Source organism: Collinsella aerofaciens, assembly GCF_039752985.1.
Taxonomy (GTDB): domain Bacteria; phylum Actinomycetota; class Coriobacteriia; order Coriobacteriales; family Coriobacteriaceae; genus Collinsella; species Collinsella aerofaciens_BT.
The window spans coordinates 57,804-71,999 of record NZ_JBDMHA010000002.1; the positions used below are offsets into that span (position 1 = coordinate 57,804).

The following is a 14,196-nucleotide window of genomic DNA, read 5'->3' on the forward strand; positions in this document are numbered from 1 at the left end:
CCCCGCGGCCATGCCGTCCGCCCGCGCGGCAGGCCAGCATTCTACGGCGAGCCCCGAAAGCGCGCGGGAGAACACGAGCGAGCACAGAAGCGCGAGGAACGCCCCCGCCGTAAGCGGCAGCGCGGTGAACAGGGAAAACTGCAGAATAAGGTACACAACAACACCGATGACCCCGAAGGCGCCCGCCCGCGGGTCGTGCATGATCTCGAGCTTTCGCTCGCGCGGGGCCCAACTTGCAAGCGCATCGGAGGTGTCGCAGAGCCCGTCTAGGTGGATGCCTCCCGTCACCGCCACAGGCAGCGCCGCGAGCACGGCCGCGACGATGGTCGCGGGTACGCCGAGCAGGTTCGCCACGTACCCCCACGCCGTCATGAGGAAGCCTTCCGCAAGGCCCACCAGGGGAAACGCGGCAAGCGCATGGGTTGACCCGAAATCGGTCCAGGCCGATTTCGGGACGGGGATGCGCGAGAACGTTCCGAACGCCGCGCCGATTGCCTCTGCTATCTTCACCTTATAGGTCCTTCGCCTTTCATCCACACGGGAATCCCGCATACCACTTCGACTGCGCGGTCGGCCAGCGCCACCACACCCGCGTTCACGCGCGCGAGCGCGCGCCTCCATGCCTCGGTCCCCTCATCGTAGCGCATCCCATCGGCGAACACGTCGACGGAGACCACCACCGTATACGCAGCGGCCTGAGCGAGCCGTTCGATGCCTCCGAGCACCTCGCGCGCCGCAGCGTCGGGGTCACGTGGGGACAAGCCGCCTTCCGCGAAAAGCTCGTTCGCAACCAGGTTGCCCACGTCCTCCAAAAGAAGCGTGCAGCCGCGCGGAAGCCCGGACACTGCGGCGCCCACGTCACGCGTGCGCTCGAGGGTGGAAAACCCCTTGCCCTCGCGCAGCGCCCGATGGCGCGCGATGCGGCGGGCGCCCTCTTCCCCGAAGGGCTCCATCGTTGCCAGGTACACGCGGGGTCCGTCGTGCCCGAGGCACAGGGACTCGGCGTAGGCGCTCTTGCCGCTCGCGGCGGCGCCGATGACGAGCGTTACCGTCATTTCCCGGCCTCGAAATGCTCGTAAGCAGCCATGCCAGTCGCCGTGAACGTCTTCCCATCCCGGTACACGCGCAGCGCCGAATCCAGAAGGGGCAGATACGCCATGGCGCCCGCGCCCTCGCCCAAGTGCATGCCTGCGTCGAGGGGTGCCTTTATGCCGAGCTCGCGAAGGAGCTCCTGGCTTGCGGGTTCGCTTGATGTGTGGGTGCCCACGAGGTAACCCAAGGCGTTGGGGCACAGGCGCGCCGCGCACAGGGCCGCCGTGCAGGATATGACCCCGTCGAGGAGCGCCGGCGCCTTCGAGGCCGCGGCCCCCAGGTAGAAACCGCACATCGCCGCGATGTCGAAGCCGCCCACCTTCGAGAGCACGTCGATCGGGTCGGCGGGATCGGGCGAGTTCGCGTCGATAGCGCGCTCGACCACGTCGCGCTTGCGCGCGAGCGAGGCGTCCGAGAGCCCCGCGCCGCGCCCGACGAGACTCCGCACGTCCGTCCGGAGGAGCACTGCGGCCACCGCCGCCGAGGTGGTCGTGTTGCCGATGCCCATCTCGCCCGCGGCGAGAAGGCGCACGCCGGCGCGGGCAAGCCCGCACGCGACGGCGATTCCGACCTCGATCGCGCGCACGGCCCCATCGCGAGACATAGCGGGGCCGTACGCGATGTTGCCGCTCCCCCGCCGCACGTTCGCGCGCACCATGCGCGCGTCTTCTATGCCCCAGGCCATACCCACGTCGACGGGCACGACCACGGCACCCGCGAACGCCGCCATGCGGCAGGCGCTCGTGGCCCCCTCGCACATGTTGCGCGCGACGACTCGCGTCACGTCTTGCCCGCTTTGCGACACGCCTTCGGCAACGACCCCGTTGTCGGAGAAGAATACCGCGAGCGCACGGGGAAACTCGACCACCTCGGCGCTCCCCTGAGCTGCGGCGATACACGCGACGGCGTCTTCAAAGTCGCCCAATCCCCCCAAGGGGTGCGCGATGGAGTCCCACGCGGCGTACGCGGCGGCGCGGGCGCACTCGTCTGCGGGCGCAATCCGGGAGAGCGCGGCTTCGAGCACGGCGCCCGGCGCCGACGAGAACGCGCGCTCGACTTCCTCGCGGATGCAGGCAAGCGCGGTTTCGGTTGCTTCAGCCATGCCGTCTCCTCTCTGCGAACGACGCTGCGGCAGACGCGAACGCGCGCGCAACGTCGGGGTTCGCAGGATAGTACACATGCGGGAAGCCCGCAACCAGGGACGGGGTGGTCGTCATGCACGGCCAGCCCTTGTCGCGCCGGGGCTTCTGCGCCCAGAAGTCGCCGCCCGGGCAGGTGGACTGCCAGTAGTGGAACTCGTGCGCGCGGATGCGTGTGCCGCGCGGCCCGTAGAGCCCGTCGCGTTGAGAAGTGAGCTCCACGTACCCGAAATGGGACAGCCTTCCCCCGTTCTCGCTTACGCCCTCAAGGGCGCCCGCAACAGGCCAGCGCCGCCCCTCGCTATCGGCGATTTCGCGCTGCAGATACAGAAACCCACCGCATTCGGCGACCGTCGGCATGCCGGATTCAACCGCGCGCCGCATCGCCTCGCACATCGGCGCGTTCTCGGAGAGCTGCCGCGCATGGAGCTCCGGGTAGCCGCCCCCCAGATAGAGGGCGCTTGTCCCCCGGGGCAACTCGCTATCACACAGGGGGCTGAAAAAGGCCAGCTCGCAACCCAGGTCCTCGAGCGCGCGCAGGTTCTCCTCGTAGTAGAACAAGAACGTCTCGTCACGCGCGACGGCGACGATGGGCCGCGCTCCCGCGATCGGCTCCAACCGATAAGGTTCCTCGCAGATATCGGGTGCCGTCGCCGCTATTTCAAGCAAGCGGTCGACGTTGACGCTCTTTTCCACCAGCTCGGCCATCTTGTCGATGCGCGCGGAGAGCTGCTTGACTTCGTCGGCGGTCACAAGCCCCAGATGCCGGCTTTCGAGCGAGAACGCCTCGTCGGCGGGGATATTCCCCAAAACCGCGACGCCCGTGTGCTTCTCGATCGGAGGCGCCGCGTAGGCGCAGGCAGCGGCGCTCGTCTTGTTCAGCACGACACCGCGCACGTTCGCACAAGGCAGGAACTCGGCGATGCCGCGGATTACGGCGGCGAGCGATAAAGACGCCCCGCGCCCGTTCACCACTAAAATGACCGGCGTTTCCGTGTCGCGCGCAACCTGGTAGCTGCTCGCGTCGGCCACGCCGGGTGCCATGCCGTCGTAGAAGCCCATGACCCCCTCGAGCACCGCGACATCCGCGCCCGCGGCGCCGCGTGCGAGCAGGGCGCGCAGCGTCGGGGCGTCGGTGAAGAAGCCGTCTAAGTTACCCGAGCGCGCGCCCACGACGCGGCGATGAAAGAGCGGGTCAATGTAGTCGGGGCCGCATTTGAAGGCCGCGCATGCAAGGCCGCGGCGCGCGAGCGCGCGCAGGAGCGCGCACATAACGACCGTCTTGCCGCTCCCGCTCGAGGGCGCAGCGACCATGAAGCGCGGGATGGACGTGCTCACCGGGCACCGCCTTCCCCACCTGCACCACGCGCGCTGACGAGGAACACGGGATTTTGCGCCTTCATAAGATGGTGCGAGCCTACAGCCTCGGCGCGGGCGGCCGACACCTGGCACGCCTCGAACCCCTTAAAGCGCGAACCCGAGAGGAGCGCGCACGCCTCGGTGAGTGTCTCAACGGTGACGCATGGCACGCACAGGCGAACCTGCGAATTCTTCTCGAGCGCCGCCTCCACGATGGAGGGAAGCTCGCCCGCGCTCCCGCCGACGAACACGGCGTCGGGGACGGGCAGTTTCGCGAGCGCTTCGGGGGCGACACCGGGGACCGCATGCACGTTGCCGCACCCGAATGCATCCGCGTTCTCTCGGATGAGCCGCACGCCGGCCGCGTTGCGCTCGACCGCCCATACCGATCCCGCTCGCGCGACGAGCGCCGCCTCGATCGACACGCTCCCCGTGCCGGCGCCGACATCCCACACGGTGTCGGTCGCGGTAAGGCACAGCTTCGCGAGCGCGACGGCGCGCACCTCCTGCTTGGTCATGGGAACGTCGCCGCGGATGAAGAGCTCGTCGGGAATGCCCGAGGAAGCGTACGGCCAGCGAGAGCTCGCGGCACGGGATGCGCCCGCAGAGTCCGCCGCGGGCGCAGACGCGCCGACCGGCGCCTCGGAGGCTGCGCTAGAGCCCGCAGGCGACCCGGCGCCGCCTGCGAAATCGATAAGCATCACGTTCAAGTCGTCGAACGTCTGACCTGCGATTTCACTTGCGGTCGCACAGGTGATGCGCTCGTCGGGGTACGACAGGCGCTCGGCCACCGTCACGCGCGCGTCCCCGAAGCCCGCCTGCACAAGCTCGCCGGAAAGCCGCGAGGGGTCTTCCCCGCCCGACGTGACGAGGAAGAGCTCACCTGCGCGCTCGGCCTCGGCCACGATGTCGCACGCCACGCCGTGAGCGCTCGCAAAGCGCCAATCCTGCCATGGACGCGCGAGGCGCGCGGCGAGATACGACGCTGAGCTTATGCCGGGAATGACGCGCACGTCCACCTGCGCGTTGCCGGAGAGCGCCTCCACCAGGCGGCGCGCGCCGCTGAACAGCCCCACATCGCCCGTCATCACGACCACGGCGCGCTGCCACGACGCCGCATCGGTGAGCGCGGCGACGATGTCCGCCGTCTTCACGAGCTCGCATCTCACCACGTCGGGCGGCACGTCGATGCCGGCAAGCGCGCGATGAGCGCCGATGACCACGTCGGCGATGTCGATCGCGTCGAGCGCCGCGCGCGAGAGCAAGTCGGGGTTTCCGGGCCCCGCCCCGATGATCGTTACCTTTCGCATGGAATCTCCCGATACCCGCGCGGCGTGACCATACGGCCGCCTACGAGCTTCGTGTCCGCGTTGCCGACGAACACGGTGGTGAACATGTCGGCGTCGATCTCCCCCAGCTCGGAGAGCCTGCACATGCCCGACTGCTGCCCCTCGCGCCCGATGTTGCGTACCCAGCCGCAGAGCGTGTCGGGGGCCTTCCATTCGAGCATAATCTTCGCCGCGCGCGAGAGCCTGTCGGCGCGCTTTCTGCTGCGTGGGTTGTACAAACAGATGCAGAAGTCGGCGCTCGCCACGGCGGCGAGCCTGCGCTCGATGACCTCCCACGGCGTGAGCAGGTCGGAGAGCGACACGACCGCGAAGTCGTGGGCAAGCGGGGCGCCGAGCACCGCCGACCCGCTCTGAGCCGCGGTGGCCCCGGCGATAACTTCCACGTCTACATCGGGGTAGTCCTCCGCAAGCTCCAGCACGGGGCTCGCCATGCCGTACACGCCCGCGTCACCGCTGCACACGAGCGCCACGGCTTCTCCGCTCTGCGCGCGCGAAAGCGCCAGGCGGCACCGTTCGACCTCGTGCATCATCGGCGTCGCGAGATGCGCCGCGTCGGGCACGGCGGCGAGCGCGAGCTCCACGTATTTCGTGTACCCCACAACGATGTCGGCCGCCTCGAGCGCGCGCCGGGCCGCAATCGTCATGCCGTCGGGGCCGCCCGGGCCGATCCCCACCACGAAGAGCTTTCCCATCACCGCTCCTTAAACGAAAGTTTGATAGTTACCTTGGAAAACGCGACGGTCACGCCGCCGTGAGCGAGCTTCGGGAAGATAAGTTTGCCCCCGTCCGCGAGCGCCGCGCGCTCGCACACGTTGTCGACCCCCACCGTCGCGCGCACGAAATCAGATGGCGAAACGCTGCCTTCGACCTGCGACAACTCCTCTGCGGAATACGTCGCAAGCGGGATATTGCGCGCGCGGCAGAAGGCGACCAGACCCTCCTCGTGCGCTTTCACGTCGATCGTCGCCGCCTCGCGCACGGCCGAAGGCGAGATGCCCGCCTGCCCGCACGCGAGAAGAAACACCTCCCCGATGGCTTCGGCGCACGCACCGCGACGGCACCCTATGCCCGCAACGATGCAGGGCACGACAAGGCGAAGCGGCTCGGGCGCAGGCGCCTGCGCCCGCACGCCCGCCGGCTTCCCCGTCTCACCGGCGGGCACGACCTCGCCCGTTGTCTCCGCCGCGCGAACGGACGCACCTGCATTCGCGCCAGCGAACGGCGACACGACGATATCGGCCCGAGCGCGGTCGGACGCAATGTCAACCCCCTCAGGCGGCTGTCCCGAAATCGGCATGTCGGAATAGAGCGCCACGCGCCCGCCCGAAAGCAGCCGCGCCGACACTCGCTTGATAGCCTCGGGATTCGAAACGGCGAGCCCCGCACAGCGCGCCCACGTATCCACCGCCCACACGCCGCGGACGTCGGTCGCCGTGGTGATGACGGGGATGGCCCCTGCCGCGCGTGCCACAGTTTGCGCAAGCTCGTTCGCACCGCCCAAATGCCCCGACAAAAGCGGGACGGCAAAGCGCCCCGCCTCGTCGATCACCACAACCGCGGAATCGGTTGCCTTCGAGGCGACATGCGGCGCGATCGCCCGCACGGCGATGCCCGCCGCGCCCACGAACAGAAGCGCGTCCGACGCTTCCCACGCGAGCGCCGTCCATGCGCGCAGGTCGGCCTTCCCCTCGCCGAACCCGCGCGAAACGGAAACGTCCCAGCCAGGGTCGTCTTCACCTGTCTGCGCGCAATCGGAAAGCGCGTGTGCGGTGCGCACCGCCAACGCATACCCCCTCTCAGTGAACGCTATGCAGGAAACCCTCATCTAGCGCACCACCATCGTCGAGAAGTAGCTGCCCCGATCGGGCACATCGTCGAGCGAGCGGTACACGCGCTCGCCCGGAAGCCCACAGTCCTCTACAAGCTCGGCACCGTCGAAGGCACCCTCCTCGCAAAGGAAGCGCTTCGTGTCCGCAAGCGAGCGGCGCGCCTTCATGACCACCTTCGTCCCCGGCCAGCCGATTGCACGGCGCGCCCCGTACAGAACGCCTTTACTCATACGTCGCCCCCAATTTCCCGATAACTGCATCGGCGCCCGACGTGCGGAAAAGCTCGCGGCGCTCGGCGTCGAACACGACCGCGGCGATGTCGCATGCGCCCGTCGCGCGGCGGCGCAACCTGCCCTCAATTGCCGCAGCGAGCGAGGCGCGCGCAGCGTCCCCAACGCCGGCGGCCTCGATTACCTCGAGCGCCGCCGTGGTCGTGACGGACGACATGATCTCGCGCACGGTCTTCGCGCCCGCGCCGGCCATGGCCGCGTGGGCGGCCAGAATCTCCGCGCGGCAGTCGGCGGTACGCGAATGGGTGTCCATGATGCCGCCCGCGACCTTCACCAACTTGCCGATGTGTCCCACAAGAAGGACATTGGTAAATCCCTCGCGAACGCAGCAGTCAATCGCATCGCCCACAAAGTTGGAGATGAAGACCACCGGCGCACCGTTTAGGTGGAAATGCCCCGAGATGAACTGCCCGCCGTAGTTGCCGGGCGTGAGCACGACTCCGCGCCGCCCCATAGCCGCATGCTGCCGGATCTCGAGCTCGATGCTGTCGCGCAAGGCAGCGAGGCTGCGCGGCTCGACGATGCCCGTCGTGCCCAGGATGGAGATGCCGCCCTCTATCCCCAGATGCGGGTTGAAGGTCTTTTTGGCAAGGGCAACACCCTCGGGTACCGAAATCGTCACAGCAATATTTCCAGAAAAGCCGTGCGCGGCGCACACCTCGCGCACCGCCGAAGTGATCATCGCGCGCGGCGTCGCGTTGATGGCGGCCGCCCCCACCGGCTGCTCGAGCCCGGGCAATGTCACGCGCCCCACGCCCACGCCGCCATCGACGGAAACTTCCGATTCGCGCGCGGGCACGTCCTTGCTGCCCGCAGCACCCGTGCCCGACCCCGCATGTTCCACGTGCGCGTACACGAGTACGCCGTCAGTCACATCGGCATCGTCGCCTGCGTCCTTTCGCACGGCGCACTGGGCGCACCCCTCGCCGATGCATGCGTCGACCACGTTCGCCTCGACGGGCAGCCCGCCGGGGGTGACGATCGACACGCGGCCGACGGGCTTTCGTGACAAAAGCATCTCGCAGGCCGCCTTCGCCGCGAGCGCGGCGCAGCTCCCCGTGGTGTAGCCGCAGCGCAGGCGGGTCGTCCCGGTATATATGTAGTGCTCGAAGGCCACGCTAGCTGCTCGCCTTCCGATACCCCGTGGCAAACGAAGGGTCGTAAAGCTTGCTGCGCTCGTACGACTCTGCTTGCGCGCCGTTGTGCGAAAACCCGCCGCGAGCTCCGAGCACGCGGCCCACCACCACGAGCGCCGTGCGGTCGATGCCCTCTCGCGCGCCCGCATCGGCGAGCGTGCCCACTGTGCATCGCACCACGCGCTCCTCAGGCCAGGTCGCCTTGTACACGAGCGCGGCCGGCTCGTCGGAGCTGCGGCCCGCGGCCAAAAGCTCGGCGGAAAGCTCGGCGAGCATACCCGAGCTCAGGAAGATGACCATAGTCGAGCCACTTTCCGCCATGGTGCGCATGCCCTCGCCCGCGGGCATGGGGGTACGTCCGGAAAGCCGCGTGATCACGACCGACTGGCTGATTCCCGGCAGCGTGTATTCCTGGCGAAGCGCCGCCGCGGCACCGCAAAAGCTCGACACGCCGGGCACCACCTCGTAGTCCACGCCGCGCGCGTCGAGCGCGTCCATCTGCTCCTGGATGGCGCCGTACAGGCACGGGTCGCCCGTGTGCAGGCGCACCACGTCCTCGCCCCGCGCATCTGCCGCGCACATCACGTCGAGCACTTCCTCCAAGGTCATGTGCGCGCTGTCGTAGACGATGCAGGATTCCTTGCACTCAGCGAGCAGCTCGGGGTTCACAAGGCTTCCCGCCCAAACGACCACGTCGGCTGCGCGCAGAAGGCGCGCCCCGCGCAGCGTGATAAGGTCGGCGGCGCCCGAGCCTGCGCCAACGATATGAATCATCCGAGCCTTCCCTTCCCGTTTCTCATCGCAACCGTTTACGCCGCCATTCGCGCAGCGGGCAAAACACGGCGCCTGCGGCGGCAATCGGCGCAAATACGCAGGCAGGAGGCGCAATGCCGCCCGCCCTGGCTTTGACACGTTCACAAGTGCCCACTATCATAGTAAAAGATTCGGCAACGAGCATATGACAATCGGATAAAAGGAAATGACCGGCGCGGCGCCCGCACAGCCCGCGCTGGCTTGCGGAGGGAACCAGGTGGGAATCCTGGGCAAGGGACATTACTGTATAGGACGCGCGGGCGAACCGCCTCGCGCCCCAAGCCAGACTGCTTCGCCTTTTCCTCACGGCATCGCCGTGGCGTTAGCTCCTTGTGAACCCCGAGGGGTGCGCTTTTCTTTCGCTTGTGCCGACAAGCAACTGTCGCCGGGGGACCGGCAAACCGAGGAAAGGAAAAACCATGTCCGACCAGATGTCACGCCGCGGCTTCATGGGCGCCGCAGCAACCGGAGCCGTCGCGCTCGCCGGAGTCGCGCTCGCGGGCTGCTCCAACACCTCCGCGAGTTCCGAGAAATCGAGTGAAAAGGAGAAGGCCGTGAAGCCGGTCATCCTCGTCACGAGCTTCGGCACGAGCTACAACGACTCGCGCCACATCACCATCGGCGCCATCGAAGACGCTATCCGCGAGAAGTACTGGCAGGACTACGACATCCGCCGCGCCTTCACCGCGCAGATCATCATCGACAAGCTGAAGAAGCGCGACGGCATCACGATCGACAACATGACCGAGGCGCTCGACCGCTGCGTGGAAGACGGCGTGAAGGAAATCGTCGTGCAGCCGACGCATCTCATGGGTGGCCTGGAATACACCGACGTGAAAGACGAGCTCGACAAGTACGCCGACAAGTTCGACAAAATCTCGCTCGGCGACCCGCTGCTCACCTCCGACGACGACTACAAGAAGGTGGCCGCAGCCATTAAGGAGAACATGGCGTCCTTCGACGACGGCAAGACGGCGCTGTGCCTCATGGGCCACGGCACCGAAGCCGATTCCAACGCCGACTATGCCAAGATGCAGGAAGTGTTTAAGAACGAGGGCTTGACGCAGTTCTTCGTCGGCACCGTCGAGGCTGAACCGACCTGCGAGGATGTTATCGCCGCCGCGAGCGCCGCAGGCTACAAGAAGGCCGTGCTCGCGCCGTTCATGGTGGTCGCGGGCGACCACGCGAACAACGACATGGCAGACGAGACCGACCCCGACAGCTGGGCTGCGAAGTTCGTGGCCGCCGGCTTCGAAGTGACGTGCCTGCTCCAGGGTCTGGGACAGAACGTCGCGGTCGACGACATCTACGTCGCGCACGTGGACGACGCCATCGCCAAGCTGTAAACTCGCCGCGCACGGGGGCGCCGGTCGCGTCCCCGTGCAACGGGCATGCGCCTTCCCCGACTGACGGCGCATGCCCGTTGCATTCGCATCCCGCCCGCCCACCGCACGGCGCGGGCGGTCGAAGCGATTGAAAGGAACCCCCTCCATGTTGAAGAAAACCCTCGCCTTCGCCCTGTCAGCGGCGCTTTTCGCGTTCTCGCTCGCCGGCTGCGGCGGAAATTCAATCGACAGCGCAAAGGCAAGCGATGCCGATTCCCAGGAAAAGACCGAACAGGCGGCCGATGCGCCCGAGGGCGCAAGCGCTGCCCCCATCACCGCCGACAAGGTGGCCGACGGCACCTATCCGATCACCGTAGATTCCAGCTCGAACATGTTCAGGATTGTGGACGCCCAGCTCATCGTGGAAAACGGCTCCATGCACTGCGTGATGACGCTTTCCGGCACGGGCTACGGCAAGCTCTTCATGGGCACGGGCGACGAGGCTGCCGCCGCGAGCGAGGCCGACTTCATCCCCTATGTGGAAAACGCGGAAGGCAAGTACACCTACGACGTGCCCGTTGAAGCGCTCGACGAGGACACCGCCTGCGCCGCGTGGAGTATTAGAAAAGAGCAGTGGTACGACCGCACGCTCGTGTTCGAATCCGCCGGCGTCGATCTGCGCGCCGACGCACTGAAGTAACGCCATGCGGTCGATTCTTCCCAAGGGGGAAAGCAGGAAGCGTCGCAGCATCGCGGTGCGCGCGATCGCCTGCGTTCTCGTCGCCCTGTTCGCGCTTCCCTTCGCGGGGTGCAGTGCGAGCCCGAACGCGACCGGTGGCACGGCAGGCTCTCAGGAATACACTGTGAGCGTCTCGCTCTCCGGCGGGTCAGGGCGCGCAAGCATCGCCTCACCCACCACAATTGTGAAGGATGGCGACACCTACACCGCGACCATCACCTGGTCGAGTTCGAACTACGACAAAATGACCGTCAACGGCGTGGACTACGCGCCCGTAAACGACGGCGGCAACTCCACGTTCGAGATACCCGTCACGCTCGACGAGGACATCGCCGTGTCGGCCGAGACCGTCGCCATGTCGACGCCGCACACCATCGACTACACGCTCCACTTCGACTCATCCACCATGAAGGAGAAATCGGGCGACGATGCAAGCGGCGGCTCCCCTGCGGGAACGGCTTCAAGCGCCGCGGCCGACTTCCACAACGCCGATTTGGGCTGCGGCTGGGAGCCGACGGGGGCGCTTCAGCTTGAATACGCCGAGCACTTCACTGTCGACGAGTACGAAGGCGGCCTGCGGCTTATCTGCATTTCGAACGGGGAGCGCTTCCTCGTGGTACCGCAAGATGCGAAGGTACCTGATGGGTTGAGCTCCGACATCGCGGTCATAAGGCGTCCCGCCGACAAGGTGTACCTCGTGTCGTCGGCGACGATGTGCCTGGTCGACGCGCTCGATGCGAACGACAATATCTTAATGTCGGGCACGAAGGCCGACGATTGCTCGGTCGCGGGCTTCAAAAGCGCGCTCGAAAGTGGGGCGATCGCCTACGGCGGCAAGTACAGCGCGCCCGACTACGAGCGAATATCGGCCTCGGGCTGCACGCTCGCCATCGAGAACACCATGATCAACCACACGCCCGATGTGAAGGAAAAGCTGCAGAAGCTCGGGCTCGTCGTGCTCACCGAACAGTCGTCGAGCGAGCCCGAAGCACTCGGGCGCGTCGAGTGGATTAAGCTTTTCGGCGTCCTGTTCGACAAGGAAGACGAGGCCGCGCACCTGTTCAACGAGCAGAAGGCCCGCGTCGAGCAAACGTCGAGGCTCGCGTCGTCAGGTAAAACCGTGGCGTATTTCTACATTAACTCGAACGGGGCCGCCGTCACGCGGCGGGCGGGCGACTACGTGGCGCAGATGATCGAGCTTGCAGGCGGCAGCTACGCGCTCGATGACGCGCAGACGGCGTCGACGTCAGGTTCGTCAGTAACGCTCGAAATGGAGCGCTTCTACGCGACGGCGGAGGATGCCGACATCATCGTCTACAACGGCACCATCGACGAATCGGTTGCCACCTTGAAAGACTTCGTAGGCAAAAACGCGCTATTGTCGCAGTTCAAAGCTGTAAAGAACGGCAACGTCTGGGTCACAAACGCCGACATGTACCAGCAGATGACTTCTACCGCCGACATTATCGACGAGCTGCACGGGGCGTTCACCGGCGATGACGCGAGCGACTTCCATTATCTGAGGAAGCTTGGCTAGCGCCATGAGAAGCCGGCTTTCCATGACATACGACGAATCGGGGCGCGCCGCGCGGTGTCGCGTCGTGACGGCGCTGCTCGCTGTTGTCCTCATCGTGCTCGTCGGGGCCAACCTGTGCATCGGGAGCGTGCTCGTGCCCGCAGACCACATCCCCGGCATCCTTTCGGGCGGCGCGGCCAATTCCATGGAAAGCCAAGTCATCTGGGAGATTCGCCTGCCGCGCGTGCTTTCAGCCGTGCTTCTCGGCGGGGCACTTTCGCTCTCCGGGTTCCTGCTGCAGACGTTTTTCAACAACCCCATCGCCGACCCGTTCATCTTGGGCGTCTCCTCGGGCGCAAAGTTCGTCGTCGCGCTTACGATGATCGTGCTTCTGGGCGCGAACCAGGCCATGTCCTCGCCGGCCATGGTGGCCGCAGCGTTTCTGGGATCGCTTATCACCATCGGCTTCGTGCTCCTCATCGCACGGCGCATAAGTTCCATGGCCATGCTCATCGTGGCGGGCGTCATGGTGGGATACATCTGCTCGGCGGCGACGAACTTTCTCATCGCCTTCGCCGACGACCAGTCCATCGTGAACCTGCACAACTGGTCTTTGGGTAGCTTCTCGGGTTCGAGCTGGGACGACATCGCGGTCATCGTGGTCGTGGTGATCACCGTGAGCGCATGCGTATTCGCGATATCGAAGCCCCTTTCCGCCTTCCAGCTGGGAGAAGCCTACGCGAAAAGCGTCGGCGTGAACGTCGCACGCTTCCGCGTGGTGCTCGTCCTTCTAGCGAGCATGCTCTCCGCCTGCGTGACCGCGTTCGCTGGTCCGGTGTCGTTCGTAGGCATCGCGGTTCCGCATCTCGTGAAGTCGGCGCTGAAGTCGTCGAAGCCCATCCGCGTGATTCCTGCGTGCTTCTTGGGAGGCGCCATCTTCTGCGCGGGTTGCGATTTGATCGCGCGCACGCTGTTCTCTCCCGTCGAGCTTTCCATCAGCGCCGTCACTGCCATCTTCGGCGCGCCGGTGGTTATCGCGCTCATGCTGAAGAAGCGGGTGAGGTAGATGGGGGAATTCGTGCCGCGGCCCAAAACGCTCGGAGGGGACATTCCATGCTTAGACAGTCCTGAGCTCGCACGAAAGCGCCAGAAGACACTTTCGGCTCGTGCGGAACTGCGTGCTGAACGCCTCCTTCGAGCGGAGTCGAACCTCGAAACCCCGGTCGAAACGCAGGCTGACGGAGCGCCGCTTTTCCGCATAAGCGACCTGTCGGCGGGCTACGACAAGAAGGTCGTAGTCGAAGGCGTCGATCTGGAGGTTCGCGCGGGCGACGTCGTGGCGCTCATCGGGCCGAACGGCTCGGGCAAGTCGACCATCTTGAAAACCATCACACGCCATCTGGCACCGCTTGCCGGCGCGGTCGAGCTCGACGGGCGGGAGATTTCCCGATGGAAGACGGCGGAGTTCGCAAGGAACCTTGCCGTTATGCTGACAGATCGCCCCCGGACCGAGCTCCTCACCTGCCGCGATATCGTAGAGGCGGGAAGGCATCCCTACACCGGGCGAATGGGCACACTCTCGCCCGACGACCATAGTCGGGTCGACGAG

At 66.4% G+C, this 14,196-nt stretch carries 15 protein-coding genes; 5 read left to right on the forward strand and 10 right to left on the reverse strand.

Annotation, left to right across the window (positions count from 1 at the left end; all coding sequences use genetic code 11):
• From ABHR76_RS00570 to cobM, 10 genes are all read right to left on the reverse strand, one after another.
• Positions 1-510: adenosylcobinamide-GDP ribazoletransferase (locus tag ABHR76_RS00570; RefSeq protein ID WP_346976485.1), on the reverse strand; the 510-nt coding region annotated here is incomplete at its 3' end.
• Positions 507-1,055, reverse strand: coding sequence for a bifunctional adenosylcobinamide kinase/adenosylcobinamide-phosphate guanylyltransferase (locus ABHR76_RS00575; RefSeq protein WP_346976486.1), 549 nt, complete (start codon positions 1,053-1,055; stop codon positions 507-509). The genes ABHR76_RS00575 and ABHR76_RS00570, both read right to left, overlap by 4 nt.
• A complete protein-coding gene (locus ABHR76_RS00580; protein WP_346976487.1) occupies positions 1,052-2,194 on the reverse strand; it encodes a nicotinate-nucleotide--dimethylbenzimidazole phosphoribosyltransferase in 1,143 nt (380 codons plus the stop codon). The genes ABHR76_RS00575 and ABHR76_RS00580 overlap by 4 nt, the downstream gene beginning before the upstream one ends.
• On the reverse strand, positions 2,187-3,569 hold the full coding sequence (locus tag ABHR76_RS00585; RefSeq protein ID WP_346976488.1) for a cobyrinic acid a,c-diamide synthase CobB: 1,383 nt from the start codon (positions 3,567-3,569) through the stop codon (positions 2,187-2,189). The genes ABHR76_RS00580 and ABHR76_RS00585 overlap by 8 nt, the downstream gene beginning before the upstream one ends.
• Complete coding sequence (gene cbiE / locus ABHR76_RS00590; protein ID WP_346976489.1) at positions 3,566-4,900, reverse strand: precorrin-6y C5,15-methyltransferase (decarboxylating) subunit CbiE; 1,335 nt, start codon at positions 4,898-4,900, stop codon at positions 3,566-3,568. The genes ABHR76_RS00585 and cbiE overlap by 4 nt, the downstream gene beginning before the upstream one ends.
• Positions 4,888-5,631: a precorrin-3B C(17)-methyltransferase gene (gene cobJ, locus ABHR76_RS00595; protein ID WP_117769633.1), complete on the reverse strand. Its 744-nt coding sequence runs from the start codon at positions 5,629-5,631 to the stop codon at positions 4,888-4,890. The genes cbiE and cobJ overlap by 13 nt, the downstream gene beginning before the upstream one ends.
• The gene (locus ABHR76_RS00600; RefSeq protein ID WP_346976495.1) at positions 5,631-6,716 is read right to left on the reverse strand and encodes a cobalt-precorrin 5A hydrolase; all 1,086 of its coding nucleotides are present in this window, start codon (positions 6,714-6,716) and stop codon (positions 5,631-5,633) included. The genes cobJ and ABHR76_RS00600 overlap by 1 nt, the downstream gene beginning before the upstream one ends.
• A gap of 48 nt (positions 6,717-6,764) precedes the next feature.
• Entirely contained in the window at positions 6,765-6,998 is a 234-nt protein-coding gene (locus tag ABHR76_RS00605) for an SAM-dependent methyltransferase (protein ID WP_346976490.1), read from the reverse strand.
• On the reverse strand, positions 6,991-8,175 hold the full coding sequence (gene cbiD, locus ABHR76_RS00610; protein ID WP_346976491.1) for a cobalt-precorrin-5B (C(1))-methyltransferase CbiD: 1,185 nt from the start codon (positions 8,173-8,175) through the stop codon (positions 6,991-6,993). The genes ABHR76_RS00605 and cbiD overlap by 8 nt, the downstream gene beginning before the upstream one ends.
• Before the next feature lies 1 nt (position 8,176).
• Positions 8,177-8,968: a precorrin-4 C(11)-methyltransferase gene (gene cobM, locus ABHR76_RS00615; RefSeq protein ID WP_055286466.1), complete on the reverse strand. Its 792-nt coding sequence runs from the start codon at positions 8,966-8,968 to the stop codon at positions 8,177-8,179.
• Between the two features lie 458 nt (positions 8,969-9,426).
• On the opposite strand from cobM, the gene ABHR76_RS00620 reads away from it, so the two are divergent.
• The 5 genes from ABHR76_RS00620 to ABHR76_RS00640 form a co-directional block, all read left to right on the forward strand.
• On the forward strand, positions 9,427-10,353 hold the full coding sequence (locus tag ABHR76_RS00620; RefSeq protein WP_196026065.1) for a sirohydrochlorin cobaltochelatase: 927 nt from the start codon (positions 9,427-9,429) through the stop codon (positions 10,351-10,353).
• Positions 10,354-10,498: 145 nt separating this feature from the next.
• Entirely contained in the window at positions 10,499-11,032 is a 534-nt protein-coding gene (locus ABHR76_RS00625; protein WP_035138217.1) for a hypothetical protein, read from the forward strand.
• A gap of 4 nt (positions 11,033-11,036) precedes the next feature.
• Entirely contained in the window at positions 11,037-12,608 is a 1,572-nt protein-coding gene (locus tag ABHR76_RS00630) for an ABC transporter substrate-binding protein (RefSeq protein ID WP_346976492.1), read from the forward strand.
• Between the two features lie 22 nt (positions 12,609-12,630).
• Positions 12,631-13,653 carry a FecCD family ABC transporter permease gene (locus tag ABHR76_RS00635; RefSeq protein ID WP_346976493.1) on the forward strand — a complete coding sequence of 341 codons (1,023 nt, stop codon included), beginning with the start codon at positions 12,631-12,633 and terminating at the stop codon, positions 13,651-13,653.
• Positions 13,654-14,196, forward strand: a 543-nt coding sequence (locus tag ABHR76_RS00640; protein WP_346976494.1) for an ABC transporter ATP-binding protein, incomplete at its 3' end; no start/stop codon positions are given.